The organism is Micromonospora sp. WMMD956 (genome assembly GCF_029626125.1).
In the GTDB taxonomy this organism is placed as follows: domain Bacteria; phylum Actinomycetota; class Actinomycetes; order Mycobacteriales; family Micromonosporaceae; genus Micromonospora; species Micromonospora carbonacea.
In genome coordinates, this window is record NZ_JARUBI010000005.1 from 3,571,943 (window position 1) to 3,595,145 (window position 23,203).

A 23,203-nucleotide genomic window follows, 5' to 3' on the forward strand; every position below is an offset into this window, starting at 1 on the left:
GGCTGCGACTCCAGGTGCCGCCGGTCCGGATCCCGTCGGTGGATCGAGGCTCAGGCCGCCCGCCGCCAGTAGACGCTGTACTCGTCGATCACCTGGAGTGGTTCGGTGACGCCCTGGGCCGCGCGGAACTCCTGGACCGCCTTGCGGCAGGCCGGAATGACGTAGTCGTCGATCACGACGTATCCGCCCGGGCTGACCTTCGCATACAGGTTGACCAGGGCGTCCCTGGTCGACTCGTAGAGGTCGCCGTCGAGTCGCAGCACGGCGAGTTGGCTGATTGGCGCGTGTGGCAGCGTGTCCGAGAACCACCCCGGCAGGAACCGCACCTGGTCGTCCAGGAGCCCGTAGCGGGCGAAGTTGGCTTGCACGACCTCCACCGGGATGCCCAGCACGTCATTGCAGTGGTGCAGCCCCAGGGCCTGGTCCATCGGGTGACCGTCGGCCCCGGTGTCGGGGATCCCTTCGAACGAATCCGCCACCCACACCGTCCGGTCCCGGATCCCGTAGGCCTCGAACACCCCGCGGGCCATGATGCACACGCCGCCGCGCCACACGCCCGTCTCGATGAAGTCACCGGGGACGCCGTCCGCGATGACCTGCTCCAACAGGGCGCGGATGTTCCTGATGCGCTTCAACCCGACCATGGTGTGCGCCATGCTCGGCCAGTCCTTGCCGTTCTCCCGGTTGGTCGCCTTGAACTCCCGCTCGTGCAGCCACTGGTTGGGCACCGGCGGGTCCTCGTAGATCAGGTTCGTGACGACCTTTTCGAGGAGATCAAGATAGAGACTTCGGGGATGCTCCATGACGGTCCTTCGCGCATTGGGATCGGCTGCGGCCACGGCGGAGGGCTCAGCGGGGAGGTGGGCGGCCTGCGGGGGCCGTCGGCATTTCCCCGCATTCTCGGTCCACCGAGGAGTTCACGGAACCACCCGCTTGCGCGGATCCGGTTCCGGACCTTCGTTCTCGCTCGGATCCCCGGACCGGAGTGACGCGGGCGCATGACTCGGGGCCGGAATCGTGCACCGCCAGACGAATCGATGTGCGGGGCGGTGGTCCCGGCCGCAGATCGAGTGAACGTCTGTACTCATCTGGCATATGATCGCACGCCCTTCGTCAGGGAATTCCCTAGTGTTCGGCGCGGTTGCGGGCTCGCCGATGTCATGGAAAACACTAGACAAGTGATTCCCGACGCCGGGTGGGCCGGCGTGGCGCCGAGCGCGGTCGCGGCGGCCAGGGACACCGGAGCCCCGCCCCGAACCCGCCGGCCAGGGCCCTCGCCGCGCGGCAGGACCTCGGTCGATCCGTCGGTCGGACCGCCGCCCGCTGCCCTTGCCCGCCAGGAAGGTGCGCCCTGTTCTGCTGTGGGGCACGGTCTCGACGCCCGCCGCCTGGCGAATCCGCTGCCCCCTTATCTTCCTGCCTTCGACCAATCGAGGTTCATCTAAGTAAAAGAGGCTAGGATTCCGCCAGTGCCGACCGGGAGACCCGTCGCCGGATGCCCGAGCCGCGCCGAACGAACTGACCGGTCTGGCGGACGCCGCACGACGATGGGCCCGTTCACCGATCATGCGCAATGGAGGATTGATGATCGCGAGCGCCGCACCCGTGGCTCCCCTGGCTTCACATCAATTGTTGTTGTTTCTTCTCGAGGTCGGGGTCCTGTTGCTGCTGGCCGTCATTCTGGGCCGGTTGGCGCAGCGTTTCGGCCTGCCGGCGGTCGTCGGCGAGTTGCTGACCGGGATCCTGCTCGGGCCGTCGTTGCTGGGCCAGTTGGCGCCTTCCGTCGGGCATTGGCTGCTGCCCGGTGAGCCGTCGCAGATGCACCTGCTGGACGCGCTCGGGCAGTTCAGCGTCGTGCTGCTGGTCGGCGTGGCCGGTCTGCACGTCGACCTGCGACTGATCCGACGCCGGGCCGGCACGGTCGCCACGGTGACCATGGGTGGCCTCCTGCTTCCCCTCGGGTTGGGCGTGGCCACCGGCCTGCTGGTGCCGGCGGCGCTGTTGGCGGCGACGGACCAGCGCGTGATGTTCGCCTTCTTCCTCGGGGTGGCGATGGCCGTCAGCGCCGTGCCGGTGATCGCCAAGACGCTCACCGACATGCGGCTGATGCACCGTGACGTCGGTCAGCTCATCCTCGCCGCAGCGTCTCTGGACGACGCGATGGCCTGGTTCATGCTGTCGCTGATCTCATCCATGGCGGTCAGCGCCCTCACCCTGGGGAACGTGCTGGCCTCGCTGCTCAACCTCGTCCTGTTCATCGTCGCGGCGGCGCTGATCGGTCGCCCGGTGGTCAGGCGTGCGATGCGGTGGGCGAACGCCCAGAGCGACGTGGGGCCAGCCGTCGCCATCGCGGTCGTCACCGTCCTGCTGTTCTCGGCGGCCGGGCACGCGCTCGGCCTTGAGGCGATCTTCGGCGCATTGGTGGCGGGAGTCCTGCTCGGGCTGCCCGGAGGCGTCGAGCCGGCCCGGATGGCGCCGTTGCGTACCGTGGTGCTCTCCGTGCTGGCGCCGCTCTTCCTGGCCACCGCCGGGCTCCGGGTCGACCTGCGCGCCCTCGCCGACCCGGTGGTGCTCGTGGCCGGTCTGGTGATCCTGGTGCTCGCCGTCCTGGGCAAGTTCTGTGGCGCGTACCTGGCAGGCCGGCTGACGCGCCAGAGCCACTGGGAGGCGGTCGCCCTCGGGGCGGGACTCAACTCACGGGGCGTCGTGGAGATCGTCATCGCGATGGTCGGGCTGCGCCTGGGCATCCTCAACACCGCCACCTACACGATCGTGGTGCTCGTCGCCGTCCTCACCTCCGTCATGGCGCCGCCGATGCTCCTGCGGGCGATGCGCCGGATCGAGCACAACGCCGAGGAGGCGCTGCGGGAGGAGAACCAGGCGCAGTTGATCACCCGCCCGGTGGTGCGGTGAGGCCGCTGCCCGGGACGCCATGCTGCCCCGTGCAGCGTGCATCGCCTGGAGGGACCGCGCTGGTACGTTCGGGCACGCGACGACGCGGGCCCGAGGGAGAGAATGGTGACGGTGCGGTTCTTGGCGCGGACCCTGCGCGGCCTGGAGGAGGTCGCGGCCAGGGAGGTGGCCGGGCGCGGCTGCGGGGTCGAGCACCAGCGGCACCGTGAGGTGTGGTTCCGCGCGAGCCGTCCGGAGCCGAGCCTGCTCGACCTGCGTACCGTGGACGACCTGTTCCTCCTCGCCGGGGTGACCGAGGACGCGGACCACACGAAGGCGGCCCTGGCTGCCTTCACCCGCCTGGCGCGCGACGCTCCGCTGCGGCAACTGCTCGAGGTGCGGAAGACCTACGGCTACTCCGCCCGGGCCGGGACACTCGATGTGGCGGCGTCCTTCCTCGGCCGCCGCAACTACAACCGGTACGACGTCGAGGAGGCCGTCGGCCGCACCGCGGCGGCCCGGTTGGGCCTGCGCTTCCACTCCCGCCGCAACGGCGAGGCACCGCCCGAGGGCAGCCTCTCGCTGCGGGTCACCGTCGAGGGCACCCAGGCGGCCCTGGCGGTGCGGATCGCCGACCGGCCGCTGCACCGGCGCTCCTACAAGACATCCTCCACACCGGGCACGCTGCACCCGCCGTTGGCCGCCGCGCTGGCGTGGCAGGCCGGGATCCGCGCCGGGATGCGGGTGGTCGACCCGTGCTGCGGCACGGGCACGATCCTGCTCGAGTCCGGCGGGCTGAGTCCGGGAGCCGTCCTGCTCGGCCTGGATCACGATCCCGCCGCGGTAAGCGCGGCTGTGGCCAACGCGGGGGCACTCGACGGGGTCGGCCATGGTTCGGCAGGTGGGACGCCCGGCGTCACCTGGGCGGTCGGTGACGCCGGGCGCCTGCCACTGGGCGCCGGAACGGTGGACCGCGTGGTCAGCAATCCACCGTGGGACCGTCAGGTGCTGGCCCGCGGCACCCTCGCGGACGATCCGGCGCGGCTCTTCCGGGAGATCCGCCGGGTGCTTGCGGCCGACGGCCTGGCCGTGTTGCTGCTGCACGAGTTCGAGGAACTGACCGCGGCGGTCGCCGCCGCCGGGCTGGGCGTCGACGACGTGCGGGTGGTCAGCCTGTTCGGCACCCATCCGGCGATGGTGACCCTGTCCGGCTGAGCCCTCAGGGCACGACCTCCAGCTGGGCCATCATCCCGAGGTACGAGTGCTCGGGGTAGTGGCAGTGGTACATGTACCGGCCGACGAAGGGCGCGTCGAAGGTGACCTGGAAGCGGACGGAGCCCTTGGGCGACACGTACACCGTGTCCTTGAGACCGGTGTCCTCCGGAGCCGGCGGCCCGCCGTTGCGCCCGAGCACCTGGAAATGCACCAGGTGCAGGTGGAAGGGATGGTCGAAGGGGTACGGATCGGTGTCGCCGTTGACGATGTTCCAGATTTCCGTGGTGCCCCGCTTGACCTGGATGTCGACCCGGTTGGGGTCGAACACCTTGCCGTCGATGAAGGCCGTCGGCGGCCGGCCGGACATGTCGAACTTCAGTTCCACGGTCCGCTCGACCGTCGGCGTGCCCAGCGGCGGCAGTTCGCGCAGGCGGTCCGGCACGCGACTGGCGTCGATGACCCTGGTGGACGCCACGTCGAAGCGCAGGATCGGGTTGTCGCCGTCGAACAGGTAGACGGGGCCGCGCCCGCGGTGTTCGGCGAAGTCGATCACGATCTCGACCCGTTCACCGGAGGAGACCGCCAGCTCGGTGTGGGTGGTGGGAGCGGGAAGCAGGCCGCTGTCCGAGGCGATCCGGACCATCGGCTGGCCGCCGAGGTTGAGCCGGAAGACGTGCTTGAGGGCCGCATTGAGCAGCCGGAACCGGTAGCGGCGGGGAGCCACCTGGAAGTACGGCTGGACCTTGCCGTTGGCCAGGATCGTCGTGCGGTCGTCGGGGTTGCCGAAGACGAACGCGCCGGATTCGTCGAACTGCGCGTTGCGCAGCAGGATCGGGACGTCGTAGCGCCCCTTGGGCAGGTGCAGATGCCGCTCGGCGGGGTCCTCGATGAGGTAGAAGCCGTGCAGGCCGCGGTAGACGTGGTCGGCCTCGTAGTCGTGGGTGTGGTCGTGGTACCACAGCGTGGCCCCGCGTTGGACGTTCGGGTAGTCGTAGACCCGCGAGCCGCCCGGCTCGATCATGTCCATCGGGTGCCCGTCACTGCTGGCCGGCACGCGGCCGCCGTGCAGGTGCACGTTCGTGTGGCTGTCCAGCCCGTTGGTGTAGGTGATCCGGACGGGGCGGTTGGTCCGCGCCCGGATCGTCGGGCCGACGAACGAGCCGCCGTAGGTGTAGGCCGGGGTGGACAGTCCCGGCAGGATCTGGACCTGGGCCGGTTCGATCGGGATCTCGTAGACGTCGACGCCGCCGGCCTGGGAGACCGGGCTCAGCTGCGGTGGCACCGGCATCGGCTCGGTGAACGGGGTGACCGTCACCGTGGTCGCGCCGACCTCGCTGACTGCCGGCAGCAGGTGATTCGCGTGCGGGCTCACCGGCGCTGCCTCAGCGGTCGGTGAACCCTTGAACACCAGGCGGGCCGCCACGCCGGTGGCGGTGGCGGTTCCGAGGGCGAGTAGCTGTCGTCGATTGAACATGGCTGGGCACCTTAGTCAATGTGACGGGGCAGGGGACGCGTGCCGGATCTGGAAAGGCGCACCGCACGCGGTCGATGCACGCGGCCCACCTGCCATGGCGGCCTTTCGAGGCGGCGGGGTGAGTCTGGCACGAAACATCCCGCTGTTCGAACCGTCAGCGGGAAGTCGTACCGGGTCCGCCAAACTCTAGTCGATTTCGTACTCTTCGTGGGCTGCGGCGGCGCCGACATCCGCGATCCTCGGGACGGTTTCCTGGCGCAACCGAGGTTGTGGGGGAATCCCTAGTCAGTTGTCAGGCACGGCTCGATAGGGTCTGATCAGGCGAGCCCAAGGTCAATGTCCGTGCCTTCGGCGGGCCCGGGGTCAGGTCGTGCGCCGCGGACGTGGCGAGGCTTGACATTCTCGGCCGAAAGGCGAACCTGCCGACGCTGACAGCGCGGAAGTCCGCGATTTCGCCGCAACCCGAAGGGGCAGGCTCAGCCATGACCATGGTGGTACGGCACCCGGCCGAGCGGGTCGAGTGCAGCCCGATCGCCCCCCGGCGCGACGCCGCTGACGTGACGCCGGTCCCGCTCACCCCGAGCGCTGCGCGTCCCCGGTCCGACCGGACACCGCCGGTCCACCGTGGGCAGGAGCCCCGGCGGTGATCGGCCTGCTGGGCCGGCTCCCGGGGGTGAACGCCTTGCTCGGGGCCGTCTCGAAGCAGCAGGCCGAGCCGACCCTCGACGAGGTGATGGCCGAACGTTTCCGCGAACGGACGGATCCGCGCCGGGGCGACTGGGCCTACGCGCACTTCATCGATCTGCGCGACGCGCTCGCCGAGGTGCTGGGCGACGCTTCCGGCAACTGGCTCGACTACGGCGCGGGCACGTCGCCGTACCGGAACCTGTTCACCGCGGCCGATCTGAAGACGGCAGACATTCCCGGCGGCGAGTCCTACCCGGCCGACTACGCGCTCGACCACGACGGACGCTGTCCGGCGCCCGACGCGACGTTCGACGGCGTGCTGTCCACCCAGGTCCTCGAACACGTGACCGACGCGGACGCCTACCTGCGTGAGGCGCTGCGGCTGTTGCGGCCCGGGGGCCGGTTGGTGCTGTCCACCCACGGCGTGTGGGAGGAGCACGGCGGTCAGGACCTCTGGCGGTGGACGGCGGACGGCCTGGCCCGGCAGGCCGAGCTGGCCGGGTTCGCCGTCGACCGGGTGCTGAAGCTGACCTGCGGGCCGCGAGGACTGCTGCTCCTGCTGCGCTGGTACGGACGCGAGAACGGCTGGCCCGCGATCGGCCCGGTCGGGTTGGTGCTGCGCTCCCTGTGGTTGGTGGACCACCTGTTACCCAGCTCCCTGGACACGTATCTGGATCGCGCATTCGGCGATCTCGGGAGACGCGAGGGCCCGGACGCGCCGTTCTATCTGGACCTTCTGCTCGTCGCCCGGAAACCCCACATGAAGGAGACCGCTACGTGAGTCGGACCGCATCAGCGTATGACGAGAGCGTGGTACGACAGGTGAACGCGCGGACGGACTGCCGGGTCTGCGGCGGCACACTCCGTACGATCCTCGACCTCGGCGACCAGTATCTGCAGGGGTCCTTCGTCAAGCCCGGGACACCCGAGCCGCCGGCGGTCAGGTTCCCGCTCGAACTCACCCGCTGCGTCGGCGACTGCGGCCTCGTGCAGCTGCGGCACACCCTGCCCCCCGGTCTGCTGTACGACACCTACTGGTACCGCTCGCGCATCAACGACACCATGCGGACGCACCTCAGGGAGATCGCCGAATCCGGGGTGGCGGCACTCGGCCGGCCGCTCCGGCGGGCCCTGGACATCGGCTGCAACGACGGCACCCTGCTGCAGAACCTGCGCGGGGCCGAGCTGTGGGGGATCGACCCGTCGAACGCGACGGACGACGCGCCCGAGGGCATCACCCTGGTCCGGGACTTCTTCCCCAGCCCGGCGCTGGACGAGCACGCCGGGACGTTCGACGTCGTCACGTCGATCGCGATGTTCTACGACGTCGAGGACCCGGTGGCGTTCGCCCGCGCGGTGGAGCGGATGCTCGCTCCCGGCGGCGTCTGGGTGGTCGAGGTCGCCTACCTGCGCGAGATGCTGGCGACCACCGGGTACGACAGCATCTGCCACGAACACCTGTCGTACTACTCGCTCTCCACCCTGACCTTCATCCTGCGTCAGGCCGGGCTCGAGATCAGGCGGGCAAGCGTCAACGGGATGAACGGCGGCTCGATCTGCTGCGTCGTCACCCGGTCCACCGAGGGCGCCGACCACGCCGACGGGTCGGTGGCGGAACTCGCCGCGCAGGAGCGCGAGCTGGGACTGGACCAGAGCCAGCCGTACGAGCGGTTCGCCGACAACGTGCGGGCGCACCGCGACGAACTCGTCAAGATGCTGCATGGTCTGCGCGACAGCGGAAGCACCGTGCACGTCTACGGCGCCTCCACCAAGGGCAACACCCTCCTGCAGTACTGCGGGATCGACCGCACGCTGATCCCGTACGCCGCCGAGCGCAACCCGGACAAGGTCGGCGCGCGGACCCTCGGTACGGACATCGAGATCATCAGCGAGGCCGACTCGCGGGCCCGCCGCCCGGACCACTACCTGGTGCTGCCGTGGCACTTCCACGACGAGATCGTGGCGCGCGAGGCGGCCACGGTGGCGGCCGGAACCAAGCTGATCTTCCCGCTGCCCAGCCTGCGGGTCGTGCAGGCGTCGAGGACCGACTCGCGGGTGGGGTCGTGACCGGCTCGCTCGTCCAGCGGCTGCTCGCGGCGGCGGATGCTCCCGACCCGGGCGTGCACCTCGCGGCCGAGGATCCGGAAGCAGTGGTGGCCGTGGCCATGGCGGAGGTGGCCGGCCGGACCGTCCTCTACCCGGGCCCGGCGACGTCGCTGACCGTGCAGATCGACGTGGACGTCGCTGACGCGCGACAGATCTCCTACCTCCTGGCGGCCGGTCCGGACGGGGGCCAGGCACGGCCGGGCCGGACCGACGACCCGTGGGTGCGTGTCCGGTACGACCTGGCGGCGCTGGTGCGGGACGTGTTCGGGCCGGCCGGCCCGTGGACCGGTACCGGCCGGGACGTGGTGATGAAGGACGAGCCCGGCCCGGTGGAGTACAAGCCCGACGACCCGTGGCTGGTACGGCGGGAGGAGGCGACCCGCGCGGCCTACCAGACTCTCCGCGCGTGCGAGCCGTACCGTGGCGACCTGGCCGCGCTGGCACTGCGGTTCGGCTCGGACAAGTGGGGCGGGCACTGGTACACCTCCCACTACGAGCGGCACCTCGGCGGGTTCCGGGACCACCGGCTGAACCTGCTGGAGATCGGCATCGGCGGCTACCACGAGCCGGACGCCGGCGGGGCCTCGTTGCGCATGTGGAAGCACTACTTCCACCGCGGCAGCGTGTACGGGCTCGACGTGTACGACAAGTCGCTGCTGGACGAGCCACGGCTCACCACGCTCCGTGGTGACCAGGCCGACCCGGCGATGCTCGCCGACCTCGCGCGGCGGCACGGCCCCTTCGACATCGTGATCGACGACGGCAGCCACGTCAGCAGCCACGTCATCACCGCGTTCCAGGCGCTCTTCCCCCACGTGCGCCCCGGCGGCGTGTACGTGATCGAGGACCTGCACACCTCGTACTGGCCGGAGTGGGGTGGAAACGGCACCGACCTGTCCGACCCCGCCACGTCGGTCGGCTTCCTCAAGACACTCGTCGACGGTCTGCACCACCGCGATCGCCTTCACGACAGTCCGTACCAGCCGACGTACCCGGACCTGACCGTGACCGGGCTGCATCTCTACCACAATCTCGCGTTCGTCGAGAAGGGCCGCAACACCGAACAGGCCAACGCCACGTGGCGGCCGCGGAACGACCCGATGCGCGATCTGCCGAAACCGCAGCGGTCAGCGGGGGAGTGAGGACTCATGCGTGTCGTGCTGGTGACGATGGCACTGCGGGTGCCGACGGATCCGAGCCACTGGATCACGGTCCCGCCGCAGGGCTATGCCGGCATCCACTGGATCGTGGCGAACCACATGGACGGCCTGCTCGAACTCGGCCACGAGGTGTTCCTGCTCGGCGCGCCGGGCACGACGCCGGTCGCACCGGCGGTCACCGTGGTGGACGCGGGCGAGATCGAGGACATGCACGCCTGGCTGAACAGCCCTGAGGCGGCCACGATCGACGTCGTCCACGACTTCTCCTGCGGGCAGATCGATCCCGACCGGCTGCCCCGGGGCATGGCGTACCTGTCCACCCACCACCTGACCGGCAAGCCGAAGTATCCGCGCAACTGCGTGTACGCGTCCTATGCCCAACGGGCCCAGGCGGAGAACGACGTCGCGCCGGTGGTCCGCATCTCGGTGAACCAGGCGCGCTACCCGTTCCGGGCCGACAAGGACGACTACCTGCTCTACCTCGGTCGGATCTCGGAATGGAAGGGCACCTACGAGGCGGCCGCCTTCGCCAGCGCCGCCGGGCGTCGCCTCGTCGTGGCGGGCCCGTCCTGGGAAGAGGACTACCTGGCCAGGATCCTGCGCGACTTCGGGGACAGCGTCGACCTCGTCGGCGAGGTGGGTGGCGACCGACGGCTCGACCTGATCTCCCGCGCGACCGCGATGATGGTCCTGTCGCAGAGCACCATGGGGCCGTGGGGCGTGGTGTGGTGTGAGCCCGGATCGACCGTGGTGTCGGAGGCCGCGGCGTGCGGGACGCCCGTCATCGGCACGCCGAACGGATGCCTGGCCGAGATCGTGCCCGCGGTCGGAACGGTCGTGCCCGAGGGCGCGGACTTCACCGTCGAACAGGCCCGGAGCGTCGTGACGGCGCTGCCCGGGCCGGACGCGGTCCGGGCGGCGGCGCTGGAGCGGTGGGACCACGTCGTGGTGGCCAAGGAGTTCGAGGCCATCTACCACGACGTGCTCGCCGGTCGTACCTGGACGTGACATCCGGGCCCACTGACGAATGGAGTTCTTCGTGAAGATCGAGGTCCTGCACCCGAGCTGCAACCTGGACACCGTCCGGGACGGCCGGGGCGGCATCTTCACCTGGGTGCCACCAGAGCCGATCCTGGAGTTCAACCTCATTACCATGCACCCCGGCAAGGTCCGCGGGCTGCACTACCACCCGCACTTCGTCGAATACCTGCTCTTCGTCGACGGGGAGGGGGTGCTGGTGACCAAGGACGATCCGGACGACCCCGACTGCCCGGAGGAGTTCATCCACGTCGCCCGGGGGACGTGTACGCGCACGCCCTCCGGCGTGATGCACGCGGTCTACTCGATCACGTCGCTGTCCTTCGTGGCCATGTTGACCCGACCGTGGGACGAGTGTGACCCGCCGATCGTCCAGGTGCAGCCGCTGCCGCACACCCTCGCGACGAACGGCTGAGCGCCCGGGCGGGGCGACCCGCTGGTAAACCGTTGACGATGGCCGGAGGCGCAGGTCACCGGCTTTCCACCGGGTCGCCTTCCAGCGCGTGGCGCCAGAGCGCCCCGATCGCCTCGGACAGCGTCCGCCGCGGCGTCCAGCCGAGCAGCTCACGCGCCGGCCGCAGGTCGACCCGGGTCCAGTCCTCGGCGCCTGCGGCCGGCGCCGGCAGTTCGACCACGGTGGCCGGCACCTGGCTGATGTCGACGAGCATCGCGACCAGCGTGCGCACGGACACCGACTCGCCCCGGCCGATGGCGATGGGAACGGTCGTGCCGGGCACCCGGATCGCGGCCCGGATCGCCTCGGCGACGTCGCGCACGTCCACGTAGTCGCGGCGGGCGTCCAGCGCCGTTAGCTCGATGTTCGCGTGCCCGCCGCGACGTGCCGCCTCGACCAGGCTGCCGGCCACCAGGCCGAGCAGGCTGGCCGGCGGCACACCGGGGCCGGTGACGTTGGCCAGGCGCAGCACCACCGGGTCCACGGTCCCCTGCGCCGCGGCCTCCAGCACGGCCTCGGTCGCGGCGAGCTTGAACCGGTCGTACTCGCTGGCGGGCCGGGACGAGCGCTGGGCGGCGGCCCCGGGCGCGTCCGGTGCGGCGAGCCCACACTCGAGCACCGATCCGAGGTGCACGAACCGTGGCACCAACGAGGTCATCGCCAGCGCCGTCAGGATGGCCTCGGTCGCCCCGACGCAACTCGCCTCGAGGCCCCGTCCGGTCAGGCCCCACTTGCCGCCCGTGGCGTTGACGATCGTCGCCGGGCGCTCGGCGGTCAGCATCGCGGCCAGCTCCCCGGGCCGTACCCCCGAGACGTCGATCGCCCGGAACCGGTACCCGGTCGTGGCCCTGGGCGGGTTTCTCGCCACGACGAGCACGTCGTGCCCCGCGGCCACGAGGTTCTTCGCGATCTGGCGCCCCAGGAAGCCGGTGCCTCCGAACACGATGACGCTGTTGTCGCTCACTCGTACCTCCTGGACGACGACTCGACCGGTTGGCGGACGGTCAATCGGGACAGAGCTCGATCCAGTGGAAGCCCGTGGACGGCAGCGACCCGACCTCGGCGATCCGCAGACCCGCCTTGGCGCAGAGGCCGGCGAAGTCGTCCCTCGTCCGCTCCATCCCCTGACCGTTGACGAGCAGGCCCAGGTCGGTGAGGTAGGTGGTGGGGCTCTGCCCGGGCTGCACGGTGTCCGGCATCAGGTGGTCGACGAGCAGGATGCGTCCCTGTTCCCTGGCGGCGCGGGCACAGTTGCGCAGGATCACCGCGGCATGCTCGTCGTCCCAGCCGTGGATCACGCTCTTGAGCAGGTAAAGGTCGCCATCGCGCGGTACCTCCGAGAAGAAGTCTCCCGTTTCGATCCGGCAGCGGGCCGTCAGACCTGCCGCTTCCAGGTTCTGCTCGGCCGCGTCGACGCCGGACGGGCTGTCGAAGAGCACCCCGCCCAGCCGGGGGTGCGCGGCCAGGATCTCGACGAGCGACGTCCCGTCGCCACCGCCGACATCGACGACCGTCCGGAACCGGCCGAAGTCGTACGCGCCGGCCAGCACCCTGGCGACTCCCCGGGTGCCCTGGCTCATCGCGGCGTTGTACAGCTCGGACAGCTCCGGTTGGGACGACAGGTAGCCGAAGAAGTCGATCCCGAACGCCTCGTCGAAGGCCGGGCCGCCGGTGCGCAGGCTGAACTCGAGGTTCTGCCACGCGCTCGTCATCGTCGGATCGGTCAGCATCCGGGCCAGCGGGTACATCGATCCCGGCCGGTCGCTGCGGAACAGCGCGCCCACGGGGGTGACGGTGAACCGGCCGGGGCGGGGCTCGGCGAGCAGGTCGAGCGCGGCGAGCGCACGCAGCAGCCGCAGCATCGGGCCCTCCTGGAAGCCGTACTCGGCGGCGACACCGGCCGCGTCCCGTTCCTCGTCGCCGATCGCGTCGGGCAGCCGCAGCCGGACCGCGAGCGCGACCACGTGCGTCGCCATCCCGCCGAACACCAGCCGCAGCACGGCCGGCCACGGGGAGCTCGCAGCGCTATCCACGGGCGAGTCCCGCCCGGATCGCCCGCTCGACCGGGACGTACTGCCCGTCGGCGCGGTCCAGGTCGAACTCGCCGGTCGGTTGCAGCGAGGGCTGGGCCATGAACCGGGGGCTGGTGCCGGTGTTGGTGATCGGCGTGTGCACCAGGAACGGATGGCAGAGGTAGGCGTCGCCCGCTCGCCCGGTGGCCATCGCGAGGGGGCGGTCCGCGCCCACGTCGCGGCAGGCGAGGTAGGTCCCCTCGGCGCCGTAGGGCTCCAGCAGGGGCGGCACGTCCAGGTGCGAACCGACCCGGATCAGCGTGGGCGCGTCACGCTCGCCGGTGTCGGAGTAGAGGAGCAGCACCAGCAGGGCCCGGCCGCGCGACACCAGGTTGCTGCGGAAGATCCGGTCGTAGTCCGGCGGCACGAGCGGGAGCTCGCCCTCCCAGTCCTGACCGCTGCTCATGGCGGCCACGCCCTCAGGGCTGAGGAAGCTGGCGTCGATGTGCCAGCCGTAGTCCTCGGCCTGTTCCGGATCGCGGTCCACCGGGAAACGAATCGGGAACGTCCCGACCATGTCCAGCGGTCGCCACCGGCCCGCACCGACGAGCTGGTCGTACGCCTCGACCAACGCCGGGGTGTTGGCGCTCCGCACGAACGCGTCGTCGCCCCGCAGACCGAGCCGGACGACCTCCCTGGTCCAGGTCGAGCTGTCGTCGGGATCCACGTCGAGTTGCTTCCAGAGCAGATTGCGGCACTCGGCGGCGAGCGCGGCGGGGAAAGCGTTCGGCACCCGGACGAAGCCGTCGGCGACGAAGCTCTCGATCTGCTCGGCTGTCAGCATGCGCCCCTCCTCATGAAACTCCCTGCCGGACCGGTTATATCCTGACGGCGCCGACGGTAGGCAGTTCCCGCGGAAGACTAGCGATTCCACCAGAGGTGCGGTCAGGCCCGTTGTCGGGTGATCTCGTACAGCGTGATCGAGGCGGCGACCGTCGCGTTCAGCGAACTCGCCGACCCGACCATGGGGATCCGGAGCACCACGTCGCAGTTGTTGGCCCAGAAACTGCTCATTCCGCTTGTCTCGTTGCCGACGACGACCGCGGTCGGCCCGGTGAAGTCGTGATTCCAGATGTCGGTGACCGCGTCCTCACTCGTACCGACGAGCGTCATCGCGTCGATCGTCCGCAGCCATTCCAGCACGGCGGTCGGCGTCTCGGCCCGCACCGCCGGAACGGCGAACAGTGAGCCGCGGCTGCCCCGAACCGTCTTCGGGTCGTAGAGGTCGGCCGCCCGGCCCGCGACGATCACCCCGTCGATGCCCAGCGCGTCGGCCGAGCGCAGGAGCGAGCCCACGTTGCCCGGACTGATCGGACGGTCGAGCACCACCAGAACGCCGTTCGGGCGTACGCGGATCCGGGTGAGGTCGTCCGGAGGGATCGCGACGACGGCGATCAGCTCGGTGGTGTCCTCGTCCTTTTCCGCGAGCTCGTGCAGCAGCTCCGGGGACAGCCGGATCACCTCGTCGGCGACCTGCCCCCTGACCAGGTCACGCGCCCACTGCGATCTCACGTTCCCCGCGTGCAGCAGTGCCCGGATCCGCCAGTGGTGCGCGATCGCCTCGTTGATCGGGCGTACGCCCTGCACCAGGAACTCACCCAGCCGGTGCCGCGTGTTCCGGTTGGTCAGCAGCGCCTCCCACTGCTGGAATCTGGCGTTGCGCCGCTCCAGCCGGGCCTCCACGCCACGCCTCCGCGGCCCTTCTCCGATCTTGGACATGGCTGAGACCCTTCCCACGAACCCGGCTTGCGTGCCCTGCGGCGGGACAATCATGCCGGTCGTCCGCGCGGGCCGGCGGGCCGGGGACAAGTGTCGGCGTCGGCCGGGGTGGCACCCGCCGTCTTCTCGGCGGCGGCCCCGAGCCCGACGCCGGCGAACGCATCGTGCTCCGTCGGCGGGAAATACCACACGAAGATCCGTTCCACATCTAGGTGGAATTCCAGACTAGTTGCGATGCGGCCATCATAGAGTCGTGGTCCGGTGAACGAAGGCCGGGGCGGCTCCGAGCTGCGGTGATGATCAACATGAATTGTGAGGAGGAGAATTCATGCGGACACCGGACATGTTCATCGGCGGTGTCGGGACGTTCATTCCGCCGCGGGTGAGCGTCGACTGGGCAGTCGCCCGGGGCCTCTATTCGGCCGAGGACGCCGAGGCGCACGAACTCGTCGGCGTCGCGGTCGCGGGCGACATGCCTCCCCCCGAGATGGCACTCCGGGCCGCACAGCAGGCGGTCAAGCGGTGGGGCGGGTCGCCGAAGGAGTTCGACCTGCTGCTGTACGCCAGCACGTGGCACCAGGGACCGGACGGCTGGCCGCCGCAGTCGTACCTGCAACGGCATCTGGTGGGTGGCGACCTGCTCGCCCTGGAGATCCGGCAGGGCTGCAACGGTCTGTTCAGCGCGATGGAGCTCGCCGCCAGCTACCTCACCGCCGTTCCGGAACGCACGAGCGCCCTGCTCGTCGCGGCGGACAACTACGGCACGCCGCTGATCGACCGCTGGTCGATGGGACCCGGCTTCATCGGTGGCGACGCCGCCTCGGCCATCGTGCTGACCAAACAACCGGGGTTCGCCCGGCTGCGTTCGGTGTGCACACGGACGATGACGACCGCCGAAGCCCTGCACCGCGGCGACGAGCCGCTGTTCCCGCCCAGCATCACGGTCGGCCGCACCACGGACTTCAGCGCCCGGATCGGCCAGCAGTTCGCCAGCCGCAGCCCGGCGGCCGCAGCCATGGCCGACGTGCCGCAGCGGGTCGTCGAGCTGGTCGACCAGGCGCTGGCGGAGGCCGAGATCGGGATCGGCGACATCGCCCGGGTCGGGTTCATGAACTACTCCCGCGAGGTGGTCGAGCAGCGGGTGATGACGATGTGGGACCTACCGATGTCGCGCTCGACCTGGGAGTACGGTCGCGGGATCGGGCACTGCGGCGCCAGCGACACCATCCTGTCCTTCGATCACCTGGTGCGCACGGGGGAGCTCCGGCCCGGCGACCACATGTTGATGCTGGGCACCGCACCCGGCGTCGTGCTGTCCTGTGTCATCGTCCAAGTCCTCGAATCGCCAGCCTGGACGAAGTGACGCCGGGAAGCCGGGCCGGAGCGTCCAGGTGCCCGCCGGCACCTGGACGCTCACCCCGAGGGCGGGTGGTGCACGTCGCCTACTTCTGGTCGCGGCGCAGGATCAGATAGCAGACCCCGTCCTCGTTGACGAACTCGTCCAGCAGCGGCGTCAGGCCGGCCTCGACGGCCAACGAGGAGATCACGTCGACGCCGTGGAAGGAGAGGAAACCCTTGAACTCGACCGGGTTCGCCGTCAGGTACCGCTCCGCGTAGAAGTGGAAGAAGCTGCGCGTCGACGCGCCGATGTCGAGGAAGTTGACCCCGAACCTGCCGCCGGGCCGCAGGATCCGGGCGATCTGACGGAAGTAGTGGAAGAACTCGAAGACGTTGAGGTGAATGAACACGTTCAGCGAGAAGCCCGCGTCGAACTCCGCCGACGGCAAGGCCGCCAGGTAGTCGTTGTCGATGTGGTGGTAGTCGACGTTGGCATGGTCCTGGCAGGTGACTCGTGCCTTGTCCAGGAAGGATCGGCTGACGTCGGTGCACAGCATCCGGCGCACCGAAGGCGCGAGGACGTTGGCCATGATCCCCTCGCCGCTGCCGATCTCGAAGATCGACGACTCCGGGGTGATCCCGAGGCGCTCGGCGATCCACTTCGCCCGGTCGACGCGGTCCTGCAGGTACTCGTCGCGGGGCTGGGTGCCGGCGAGCTGGATCTGCATCTCGTCCGGCGTCTGCCACTCCCAGACCATGTTGAGGTCGCCCATGCTCCGCAGCGGCGGCTTGGGGCCGGTGGCGGGTGTTCCTTGCGCGTTGCTCATCAGACCTCGCTCACGGTGTCCTGGGTGATTTCCTTACGTTGCGGCCCTCGGCCGGCCACCAACCCGGCGACGTCGGAGGCGGTCAGCTCACCCTCGCGGGCCAGGGTGACGAGCAGGTCGGCGACCTGCACGGCGGTCGGCGCGGCGCCGACGGACTCGCTGAGCTCGATCGCCCGACGCCGGTACCGGTGGTCGAACAGCACCTCACCGATGGCCTTGTCGATCGCGTCGCGGTCGATCAGCAGCCCGGGCAACGTCTTGGTCGCTCCCTGCGGATCCAGCCGCCGACCGTAGATCTGCCCGTCGAAGTTCAGCGCGAGTGACAGCTGCGGCACCCCCATGGCGATGCCGTTCATCAGGCAGTTCGCGCTGCCGTGGTGGATGAGCAGGTCGCAGTCGGGCAGGATCAGTTCGAGTGGGCAGTTGCGCAGGACCCGGACATTCGGTGGCAGCGTGCCCATCGCGTCCACCTCGGACAGCGCCGCCGTGAGCACCACCTCGGTGGCCAGTTGCGCCGCGGTCTCGACCGCCTGCCGAAGGGCCGGCAGCCGCTCGCCGAACACCCCCGTCGCGGAGTTGCCCCACACCACGCACACCCGCTTGCCCTTGACCGGGCCCAACAGCCAGGGGTCGACGTCCTGGGATCCGTTGAAGGGGTGGTATCGGATGGGTATCCGCAGCGCGTCGCCCATGGGTGGAATGGTCACGTCCGGCGACGGATCGACGGCGTACTTGATGTCGCGCCGGGTCCACTGCACGCCGTACTTCTCGAAGCAGGACAGGGGATCCCCCGCCATCATGTTGAGCCCCGGCTCGGTCTCCACCGTGCCGATGAAGCCCGGCCCGAAGAAGACGCTGGGTACGTCGTTCAATATGCCGACCAGCGCCCCCTCGACTGCCATGATGTCGTACACCACCAGGTCGGGACGCCAGGACGCGGCGTAGTCCACGGCGTTGTCGAAGCTGCGCTGGACCGCGGCGATGGACCTCTTCCAGAAGTCGCTCAGCATGCCGGTGTCGAAATCGCGCACGGAGCCGAGCGCCTCACCGGTGAAGGGATGCAGCGGCAGCGGCATCTCCCCGCTCTGCGGCGGGGTGTTGATCGCCAACGACCAGTAGGCCAGCCGGGCGCTTTCCATCATGTCGGCGGAGTCGAGCATCGACACCGGCATCAGGCCGGTCGCCTGGACCCCCGAGACCTGCTGGGGCGGGCAGGCGACCCGGACCTCGTGCCCGGCCGCCCGGAACGCCCATGCGAGCGGAACCATGCACATGTAGTGTCCAGCCCAGTTGGACACGGTAAACAGAATCCGCATCGGAACCTTTCCCTAGCGCCGTACCTGCACGGGTCGCTTGTTCACGTGCCGAGCCCGATCACCACACAAGCGCGAATCGACCGGCCCGGCGCGACAGGCTCCGCTGCGGTCGGCGGCTGCCCGACCGAGAGTAGCGGACCTGGACTAGCGTTTTCCCCACACCTGATCTTCGGCGGCAAGGAAACGCCTGGCATATGCATCAACCATTCTTCGCTCTGGGTCAGGAACTGTCGCGGCACCGTACGAAATCGTTGCGGAGGTCGTCGTTCAGGACACCCCGTCGTCCACCAGGCGGGTCGGATCGAGCGAGTTCATGAACGAACGCAGGGCGTCGAGATGGGTCGCGGGCTTGTCCCAGCCGAGCTCGGCGCACCAGGCGATCAGGTCCGTCAGCTCCTGGGTGGCGCGCGCCTTCTCCTCGGCCGACAGGCTGGCGACCGAGAGATCCTGCGGCCACTGCACGACGTTGGCCAGGTCCACCTCCAGCCCCTCGGTACGCGCGAACTCGAGCACGTTGCGCAGGTCCCACAGGTTGTGCCGCTGCGGGGACACCTGGAGCCAGACGTCGAAGTCGGACCGGAGCAGGCGCAGGTTGGCCACGAAGTCCGCCCACTTCCCGCCGGCCCGGATGTATTCGAACACCTCGCCGACGCCGTCGCAGGAAGCCCCGATGCCCACGCTCTTGAAGTGCCGTAGGAGCTTTATCGCGTTGTCCGGGGAGACGGTCAGGTTCGAGTTGTACTGGATGTCGACGTTGTGCGCGTTCCCGGTTTCCACGAGCAGCTCGAGCATGGCGAAATGCCCCGGTTGCAGGAAGGGTTCGCCACCCGCGAAGTACAGCTTGCGGATCAGGTGCGCATTCTCCCGCAGCGTCGCCCACAACTCGTCGTCGTCGCGGTACGGGTCGATGACCGCGGACGACCACGACGGGCGTTGCTTGGCGCCCCAGGAGGAACTCACCGGGTAGGTGCACATGACGCACCGCAGGTTGCAGAGGTTGCCGAACCTGATGTCGAGAAAGAACGGGAACTCCTCGACCGTGCCGTCCGCGGCGGTACGGGCGGCGAGCGCATCGAGGTCGTACTCCTGGTGGAACCGGCGGTTGACGTTCTGCCGGTAGGACTGGGCGCCGTGGTCCTCCCGGAAGTAGCAGTACTTGCACGCCTCCACGCGCTCGCCACCGAGCATCGCCAGCCGGGTCCGCTTCATGTTGGGGCTGTTGAACGCCTCCCGGATGCCCATCACGCGGTCCGGGTTGTCCTTGGCGTACCGCGAGCCCGGGGAGCAACCGATCGCGTCGTCGTTCAGCGCGAACGCCGGCTCCTCCTGCTCGTCGTACAGCTCCGTGTGGTACATCGAGTCGTCGACGCAGCACCGGCCGTAGACGCCGTCGATGGAGGCGCAGAGGTGGATCCACGGCAGCACGCACGCGGTCTGATCGGCCGTCGGGGACGGGGTGGCGTGGCTGTCGCCCGGAACGCTCATCGGATGCCCCCCGAGCTCACCATCGCCAGTGCTCCTCGTGCGCGAAACGCAGCGTGTCGATCTCCGGCCGGTCCACCCAGTGCCGGAGCGACTCGGCCGGCTGATAGTCGAACGGCTCCTCGTCGCCGAACTGCGGCTCGTTCGCCCGCATCTGGATGCAGGACCGCAGGACCTGCTGTTTGAGCCCGATGTACTCCGCGCTGTGCGGGCCCAACTGCCATTCCACCTCGGCCGGCCGGTACTCGAAGTAGATGACCCGGCGCTGCTTCCCGACCACCGCGGGCGCCCCGTGCAGCGTGAGAATGTTGTGCAGCAGGAGGTCCCCCGGCTGCATCACGGCTGGCACCGCCCCCGTGGTGTCCCATTCGCTCGCGTTGAGCTGGTCCGCGGTGGCGGTCAACCGGTCGTCGCCCCAGTAGTTCGACTCCGGGATGCACCAGACGCAGTTGTCCTCGGGGGCGGGGTCGAGGTAGATCCCGGCGTCGATGACCCGGCCCGCACCGGTGACGCCGACCGCGTTGTCGTAGAGCCCAGCGTCGCGGTGCCAGGCCAGCCTGGGCGCTCCGGCGGGTGTCTTGAAGACCATGCTGTCCCAGGTCGGGATCAGATTCGGTCCGACCAACTGCTCCATGATCCGCAGCAGCAACGGATGACCGGCCAGCATGGCGATGGGTCGGGCCTTGTCGACGACGTACTCGATCCGCACCGGCGCGGCGCCCGGCTGGTCGGGCTCCAACGTCCAGACGGTGTCCTCCATGGACCGGGTCGACCACGCCCGGTCGATCAGGGCCCGGCCGGCCTCCTGGACGTCGGCCAGCTCCTGCGGCGTGAGCAACCCGCGGACGACCAGGACACCCTGCCGGCGAAAGGCCGTGACGTGCTCGGGCAGCAGCCCCGTCCGCCGGATGTCGCATTCCGCGATCCGGTTGACGACACGCAGGTCTCCGACGGAATCCATCAGTCCACACCCTTCTGATCAGCGGTCGCGGGCCCGGCGGCGCGGTCCGCGACGAAGTACCAGTCCTGCTCCAGGGCCGTGGTGAGCGCGGCGCGGCTCAGCGCCCGCCCGCCCGCGAGCCACGCCGGCAGGGTGAACACCTGGTAACCCAGCTCCTCCACCAGCAGTGACCACAGGTCGTCCGTCGTCGTGCCGTACTCCCGCATGACGGCGTCGCCGCCGTGCTCGAAGACGATCACCGGCCGACCACGCCGCAACGTGTCGCGCGCCCCCCGCAGGGCCAGCACCTCGCCCCCCTCGATGTCGATCTTGATCAGGTCGACACGTACGTCCGCGGGAATGACGTCGTCCAGGCGCACCGTGTCCACGGTGATCTCGTGCAGCGTCTCCGCCGGCCGGTCGTAGGGACGCCGGCGCAGGCCGCTGTAGCCGGGGTTGGACACCACGTGCACGAAGCTGTGCCGGCCCGCGGCGTCGGCGGCTGCCGCCCTGACGACCGTGACCGACGGCAGCCGGTCTGCCAACTCGTCGGCGAGTGCGGGCAACGGTTCGACGGCGAAGTGGTTGCCCTCCGGCGCCACCCGGACCAGGTGCTGGGTGATCTCGCCGACGCCGGCACCGAGGTCCACCGACACGGCCGTCCGGCCGCAGACCCGCTCGATGATCTCGACGGTGAGTCGGTCGTAGTCCTCGTTGCGTTGGGCGGGGTCGGCCGCCAGGGAGCCGCTCACGCCGGCCGGGTCCGTCCGATGCCCAGTCGCGGGCTCGTCATCAGGTACAGGCCGGTCTCCGGGTCGAACAGCTCGAGCCCGTCGATCTTGTTCAGCCCCTCGCTGACCGGCGCCTTGGGAACACCGGCCTCCGCCATCCGGCGGGCCTGCTCGGCGGCGAGGAAGAGCTGGCCGACCGAGTTGCCGGCGTCGGCCGCCGGTAGCTGCGGCGGAACCGAGCGACCGGCCATGGCGTCGCTCACGTCGGCGAGCCCGGCGATCAGCTGGGCGAACGCCTTGGCGCCGTCGACCCGTTCGAACTCGTCCTCGTCGTGCTCGCCGATCAGCCGGTCGGCGAGGGCGAAGTAGTTCGCCTTGCCGGCCTGCTGCTGGTAGACGGCCGCGACCAGGGTGAACAGGCGCTCGAAGGCGTTGCGGTAGAGCGTCTCGTAGAACCCGTAGGCCTGCTCCTCCTCGACGTCGCCGTTGACGATGCCCAGGATCGACGCCGACGCGAGCATGCCGCTGTAGAGCGCGAGGTGCACGCCGGTCGACAGCAGCGGGTCCAGGAAGCAGGCGCTGTCGCCCGCGGCGAAGTAGCCGGGGCCGCAGAAGCTGTCGGACACGTACGAGAAGTCCTGCTCGACCCGGACACCCGGCTGGTACGTCCCGGTCGCCACCAGGCTCCGCACCGTCGGCGACTCCTCGACGAGCGCGGCGAGCATGTCCTCGAGTGAGTCGTGTTCGCTGCGTCGTTCGAGGAAGCGCTTCTGGTGACACACGAACCCGACGCTGTAGCGGTTGCCCCGCAGCGGGATGACCCAGTACCAGCCGTCCGGCGCGCCGACCACGTTGATGCCGCCCTGCGGCGAGTTGGGCAGCAGTGATCCGCCGTCCCAGTAGCCCCAGATGGCGACGTTCTTGAACGTGTCGTTCGCCCGTCGGTGCTTGAAGTGGCGGGCGGGGATCATGCCGGCCCGGCCGGAGGCGTCCACGACGAAGTCGAACTCGGTGGTGCGCCGCTCGCCGCTGTCCGGCTCGGTCCACTCCGCGGCCACCGCGCGGTCGCCGTCGAAGATCACCCGCTTGACCTCGGCGTTCTGGATGACCGTGGCGCCCTGTTTGGCGGCGTTGTTCAGCAGCACGTGGTCGAAGTCGTCGCGGTCCACCTGCCAGGACCTGACTCCGGGACCGAAGATCTCGGTCCAGTCGATGGCCCAGTCCTCCTTGCCCCACCGCAGCAGCACACCGTTCTTCTGGGTGTAGCCGCGGGCGTCGACGTCGCTCAGCGCGCCGACGAAGTCGACGATGGTCCGGCACGAGGACGCGATCGACTCGCCGATGTGGTAGCGCGGGAAGGTCTCCTTCTCCAGCAGGGTCACCGACAGTCCCGCGCGCGCGAGCAGTGCCGCGGCGGTCGATCCGGCCGGACCGCCACCGATAACCAAGACCGTGCTGACCATGAGGCTCCCAATCGATGAGGAGGACGGGACGTGATCCTTCTATTGAGAACATCACCGTACGACGTGTCCAGATTGGCGTTCTACGATCACCGGGAAGGTCTAGTGGGAGCGCTAGTGTGATGCGCCCGAAGTGATCTACGATGGGGCTGGTTGACCGTCTGGCGTCAACCCGATCCCAGCCTGCTCGGCCCGGAATAGGGTGCTCGCCGAATTGCTGGGCGAAACCCTCGAATTGGTCGGCTGTCGGCTGTCGGGGGGCTTGGTGTGCGCCGCGCCGGGCACTGTCTTC

General features: G+C 69.7%; 20 protein-coding genes. 8 read left to right on the forward strand and 12 right to left on the reverse strand.

What is annotated here, in order from left to right:
- Positions 1-50 precede the first annotated feature (50 nt).
- On the reverse strand, positions 51-803 hold the full coding sequence (locus O7628_RS16455) for a TylF/MycF family methyltransferase (protein ID WP_074476984.1): 753 nt from the start codon (positions 801-803) through the stop codon (positions 51-53).
- An 829-nt stretch (positions 804-1,632) separates the two neighbouring features.
- Between O7628_RS16455 and O7628_RS16460 the strand changes: the two genes are divergently transcribed.
- The gene (locus tag O7628_RS16460) at positions 1,633-2,913 is read left to right on the forward strand and encodes a cation:proton antiporter (protein ID WP_278131681.1); all 1,281 of its coding nucleotides are present in this window, start codon (positions 1,633-1,635) and stop codon (positions 2,911-2,913) included.
- A 102-nt stretch (positions 2,914-3,015) separates the two neighbouring features.
- The gene (locus tag O7628_RS16465; RefSeq protein WP_278131683.1) at positions 3,016-4,107 is read left to right on the forward strand and encodes a methyltransferase domain-containing protein; all 1,092 of its coding nucleotides are present in this window, start codon (positions 3,016-3,018) and stop codon (positions 4,105-4,107) included.
- A gap of 4 nt (positions 4,108-4,111) precedes the next feature.
- Here the strand turns inward: O7628_RS16465 and O7628_RS16470 are convergent, their stop codons facing one another.
- Positions 4,112-5,581, reverse strand: coding sequence for a multicopper oxidase domain-containing protein (locus O7628_RS16470; protein WP_278131685.1), 1,470 nt, complete (start codon positions 5,579-5,581; stop codon positions 4,112-4,114).
- Between the two features lie 643 nt (positions 5,582-6,224).
- Between O7628_RS16470 and O7628_RS16475 the strand changes: the two genes are divergently transcribed.
- Genes O7628_RS16475 through O7628_RS16495 form a run of 5 tightly spaced genes read left to right on the forward strand, consistent with a single transcriptional unit; the run spans position 6,225 to position 10,987 of the window.
- Positions 6,225-7,049, forward strand: coding sequence for a class I SAM-dependent methyltransferase (locus tag O7628_RS16475; RefSeq protein ID WP_278131687.1), 825 nt, complete (start codon positions 6,225-6,227; stop codon positions 7,047-7,049).
- A 41-nt stretch (positions 7,050-7,090) separates the two neighbouring features.
- Positions 7,091-8,335, forward strand: a complete 1,245-nt coding sequence (locus tag O7628_RS16480; protein ID WP_278131689.1) for a class I SAM-dependent methyltransferase — start codon at positions 7,091-7,093, stop codon at positions 8,333-8,335.
- Entirely contained in the window at positions 8,332-9,516 is a 1,185-nt protein-coding gene (locus O7628_RS16485) for a class I SAM-dependent methyltransferase (protein ID WP_278131691.1), read from the forward strand. Before O7628_RS16480 ends, O7628_RS16485 begins: the two co-directional genes overlap by 4 nt.
- Positions 9,517-9,522: 6 nt before the next feature.
- Complete coding sequence (locus O7628_RS16490) at positions 9,523-10,542, forward strand: glycosyltransferase (RefSeq protein WP_278131693.1); 1,020 nt, start codon at positions 9,523-9,525, stop codon at positions 10,540-10,542.
- Between the two features lie 31 nt (positions 10,543-10,573).
- Entirely contained in the window at positions 10,574-10,987 is a 414-nt protein-coding gene (locus O7628_RS16495) for a hypothetical protein (RefSeq protein ID WP_278131695.1), read from the forward strand.
- A 55-nt stretch (positions 10,988-11,042) separates the two neighbouring features.
- On the opposite strand, the gene O7628_RS16500 is transcribed toward O7628_RS16495, so the two are convergent.
- The 4 genes from O7628_RS16500 to O7628_RS16515 all read right to left on the reverse strand — a co-directional run bounded on the left by O7628_RS16500 (position 11,043) and on the right by O7628_RS16515 (position 14,817).
- Positions 11,043-11,990: an NAD(P)-dependent oxidoreductase gene (locus O7628_RS16500; RefSeq protein WP_278131697.1), complete on the reverse strand. Its 948-nt coding sequence runs from the start codon at positions 11,988-11,990 to the stop codon at positions 11,043-11,045.
- Positions 11,991-12,030: 40 nt separating this feature from the next.
- Entirely contained in the window at positions 12,031-13,059 is a 1,029-nt protein-coding gene (locus tag O7628_RS16505; RefSeq protein ID WP_278131699.1) for a methyltransferase, read from the reverse strand.
- Positions 13,052-13,882 (reverse strand): phytanoyl-CoA dioxygenase, encoded by an 831-nt coding sequence (locus O7628_RS16510; protein WP_278131701.1) that lies wholly within the window; start codon positions 13,880-13,882, stop codon positions 13,052-13,054. Before O7628_RS16510 ends, O7628_RS16505 begins: the two co-directional genes overlap by 8 nt.
- Positions 13,883-13,983: 101 nt before the next feature.
- On the reverse strand, positions 13,984-14,817 hold the full coding sequence (locus tag O7628_RS16515) for a TrmH family RNA methyltransferase (protein WP_278131702.1): 834 nt from the start codon (positions 14,815-14,817) through the stop codon (positions 13,984-13,986).
- A gap of 328 nt (positions 14,818-15,145) precedes the next feature.
- On the opposite strand from O7628_RS16515, the gene O7628_RS16520 reads away from it, so the two are divergent.
- Positions 15,146-16,180, forward strand: a complete 1,035-nt coding sequence (locus O7628_RS16520) for a ketoacyl-ACP synthase III family protein (RefSeq protein ID WP_178063230.1) — start codon at positions 15,146-15,148, stop codon at positions 16,178-16,180.
- A gap of 79 nt (positions 16,181-16,259) precedes the next feature.
- On the opposite strand, the gene O7628_RS16525 is transcribed toward O7628_RS16520, so the two are convergent.
- The 6 genes from O7628_RS16525 to O7628_RS16550 all read right to left on the reverse strand — a co-directional run bounded on the left by O7628_RS16525 (position 16,260) and on the right by O7628_RS16550 (position 22,914).
- Entirely contained in the window at positions 16,260-16,982 is a 723-nt protein-coding gene (locus tag O7628_RS16525; RefSeq protein ID WP_278131704.1) for a class I SAM-dependent methyltransferase, read from the reverse strand.
- Complete coding sequence (locus O7628_RS16530; RefSeq protein ID WP_278131706.1) at positions 16,982-18,250, reverse strand: nucleotide disphospho-sugar-binding domain-containing protein; 1,269 nt, start codon at positions 18,248-18,250, stop codon at positions 16,982-16,984. Before O7628_RS16530 ends, O7628_RS16525 begins: the two co-directional genes overlap by 1 nt.
- Positions 18,251-18,565: 315 nt before the next feature.
- A complete protein-coding gene (locus O7628_RS16535) occupies positions 18,566-19,783 on the reverse strand; it encodes a twitch domain-containing radical SAM protein (protein WP_178063231.1) in 1,218 nt (405 codons plus the stop codon).
- 16 nt (positions 19,784-19,799) lie between these two features.
- On the reverse strand, positions 19,800-20,741 hold the full coding sequence (locus O7628_RS16540) for a phytanoyl-CoA dioxygenase family protein (protein WP_278131709.1): 942 nt from the start codon (positions 20,739-20,741) through the stop codon (positions 19,800-19,802).
- Complete coding sequence (locus tag O7628_RS16545) at positions 20,741-21,472, reverse strand: FkbM family methyltransferase (RefSeq protein ID WP_278131711.1); 732 nt, start codon at positions 21,470-21,472, stop codon at positions 20,741-20,743. Before O7628_RS16545 ends, O7628_RS16540 begins: the two co-directional genes overlap by 1 nt.
- Positions 21,469-22,914 (reverse strand): NAD(P)/FAD-dependent oxidoreductase, encoded by a 1,446-nt coding sequence (locus O7628_RS16550; protein ID WP_278131713.1) that lies wholly within the window; start codon positions 22,912-22,914, stop codon positions 21,469-21,471. Before O7628_RS16550 ends, O7628_RS16545 begins: the two co-directional genes overlap by 4 nt.
- Positions 22,915-23,203: the final 289 nt, after the last annotated feature.